Below are 2,265 nucleotides of genomic sequence, written 5' to 3'. Positions count from 1 at the left end.
CGACCGGCGGGCTGGCCGAGATCGTCGAGCCGGGCGTCCCCGGGATGACCTTCCGCCCGCACGACCCTGACGGGCTGACCGACGCGGTAAGCGCGCTGCTGTCGGACCGGGAGCGGGCCCGCCAGCTCGCCCGCCGGGCCCGCACCATGGTCCACGAGCGGTACGGCTGGTCGGCCATCGCGCAGCGCACCGCGGCGAGCTACGCGACGGCCGTCGCCAAGGCGCCCGCGTTCGCCGCCGAGCGGGCCGAGCAGCGGATGGCCCGCGGTCGGGCCCTGCCGGCGATCGCCGAGGGCAACCTCCTCGCCGCCGCCGGCCTGCGCTGAGCACGGCAACAACGAAGGCCGCCGACCCCGTGCGGGTCGGCGGCCTTCGTCACGTACGGCTCGGAGGTCAGCGCTCCTGGACCGGGACGTACGCCCGCTCCGGCGAGCCGGTGTAGATCTGCCGCGGGCGGCCGATCTTGGTCTCCGGGTCGCTGATCATCTCGCGCCACTGGGCGATCCAGCCGGGAAGCCGGCCCAGCGCGAAGAGCACCGTGAACATCTTGGTCGGGAAGCCCATGGCCTTGTAGATCAGGCCGGTGTAGAAGTCCACGTTCGGGTAGAGCCGGCGGGAGACGAAGAAGTCGTCGGCGAGGGCGATCTCCTCCATCTCCATCGCGATGTCCAGCAGCGGGTCCGGCTTGGCCATCCGGCCGAGCACGTCCTGGGCGGCCTTCTTGACGAGCGCGGCGCGCGGGTCGTAGTTCTTGTAGACCCGGTGGCCGAAGCCCATCAGCTTGACGCCGTCCTGCTTGTCCTTGACCTTGCGGACGAAGGACCGGACGTCACCACCCTCGGCCTTGATCTTCTGGAGCATCTCCAGCACGGCCTGGTTGGCGCCGCCGTGCAGCGGCCCGAAGAGCGCGTTGACGCCGGCCGACACCGAGGCGAAGAGGTTGGCGTTGCTGGAGCCGACCAGCCGCACGGTCGAGGTGGAGCAGTTCTGCTCGTGGTCGGCGTGCAGGACGAAGAGCATGTCCAGCACCTTCGACACCACCGGGTCGACCTCGTACGGCTCCGCCGGGACGCCGAAGGTCATCCGCAGCAGGTTGTCCACGTACCCCAGCGAGTTGTCCGGGTACAGCAGCGGCTGGCCGATCGACTTCTTGTAGGCGTACGAGGCGATGGTGGGGACCTTCGCCATCAGCCGCACCGTGGAGATCTCCACGTGCTCGGAGTCGAACGGGTCCAGGCTGTCCTGGTAGAAGGTGGAGAGGGCGCTGACCGCCGACGAGAGCACCGCCATCGGGTGCGCGTCGCGGGGGAAGCCGTCGAAGAAGCGGCGCATCTCCTCGTGCAGCAGCGAGTGCCGGCGAATCCACTCGGTGAACTCGGTCAGCTGCTGCTCGGTCGGCAACTCACCGTAGATCAGCAGGTAGGAGACCTCCAGGAAGGAGGACTTCTCGGCCAGCTGCTCGATCGGGTATCCCCGGTAACGCAGGATCCCCGCGTCGCCATCGATGTAGGTGATCGCGGATGCGGCAGCCGCGGTGTTGACGAAACCCGGGTCGTACGTCGTCATCCCGGTTTCCTTCAGCAGCTTGCCCACCCCGATGCCGGCGGGGCCCTCGACCGCGGGTTGCACCGGCATCGACAGCTGCCCACCGGGGTGATCGAGCTTGACTTCCGTCATGTGGTTCCTCGCTTCGCCGGCGAATCTTCGTTGAATTGCCTTCGCTTTTACCGTAATCGCGGGTGCGGCGATACCGCCCGCCGTGGTTGGGCGGTGAGGTATGCGTCACCCGATTCCCGACCAGGCGGCCGGGAAACCACGCCGGTTCCGGGTACGGCCGGTACGTGCCCGGGGCTGCGAGGCATGGGAACGCTACCGGTCGGTTCGCGGACGGGTGCGAGGGGGCACGAGAGCGGTTCACGGACGAGCGCGAGGGGGCGCGAGAGCGGCCGGCGGGCGGGCGCGGGCGGGGCGGGCGGGCGCGGACGACGAGCGGATGCGAGCGGCGCGCGAACGGCCGGAGACGGCCGGCCGGGCTAGGAGAGGGCGAGGCGGCGCAGGGCGCCGTCGGCGGCGACCTGGTAGACGTCGAGCCGGTTCGCCCCGGCGCGGAAGAGCCGATCGTCGGCGAGCAGCGCGGCGAACCGGCGACCGCCGGCGTCCCGTGGGACCACCGGGACGACCGCGCCGACCCGGCCGTTGACGGCCACCGCCAGCAGGGTGCCGTCGGGCACCCGGTCCGGCACGTCACCCCAGACGGCCGCGGGG

The 2,265-nt window shown here is 70.9% G+C and carries 2 protein-coding genes and 1 pseudogene; 1 reads left to right on the top strand and 2 read right to left on the bottom strand.

What is annotated here, in order from left to right; translation table 11 throughout:
• A partial coding sequence (locus tag NCC78_RS30960) for a glycosyltransferase (protein ID WP_250798970.1) occupies positions 1 to 326 on the top strand: 326 nt, incomplete at its 5' end.
• Positions 327 to 393: 67 nt separating this feature from the next.
• Here NCC78_RS30960 and NCC78_RS30955 read toward each other — a convergent pair.
• The gene (locus tag NCC78_RS30955; RefSeq protein ID WP_250798969.1) at positions 394 to 1,677 is read right to left on the bottom strand and encodes a citrate synthase; all 1,284 of its coding nucleotides are present in this window, start codon (positions 1,675 to 1,677) and stop codon (positions 394 to 396) included.
• A 356-nt stretch (positions 1,678 to 2,033) separates the two neighbouring features.
• A pseudogene (locus NCC78_RS30950) lies at positions 2,034 to 2,265 on the bottom strand (sulfatase-like hydrolase/transferase); the annotation flags it as partial.

It is taken from the genome of Micromonospora phytophila (assembly GCF_023656545.1).
GTDB lineage: Bacteria > Actinomycetota > Actinomycetes > Mycobacteriales > Micromonosporaceae > Micromonospora > Micromonospora phytophila.
This window is presented reverse-complemented; position numbering and strand designations above follow the sequence as displayed.

Excerpts from the sequence above, each read along its gene's own strand:
- NCC78_RS30955 (WP_250798969.1), bottom strand. The coding sequence starts at position 1,677 with ATGACGGAAGTCAAGCTCGATCACCCCGGTGGGCAGCTGTCGATGCCG.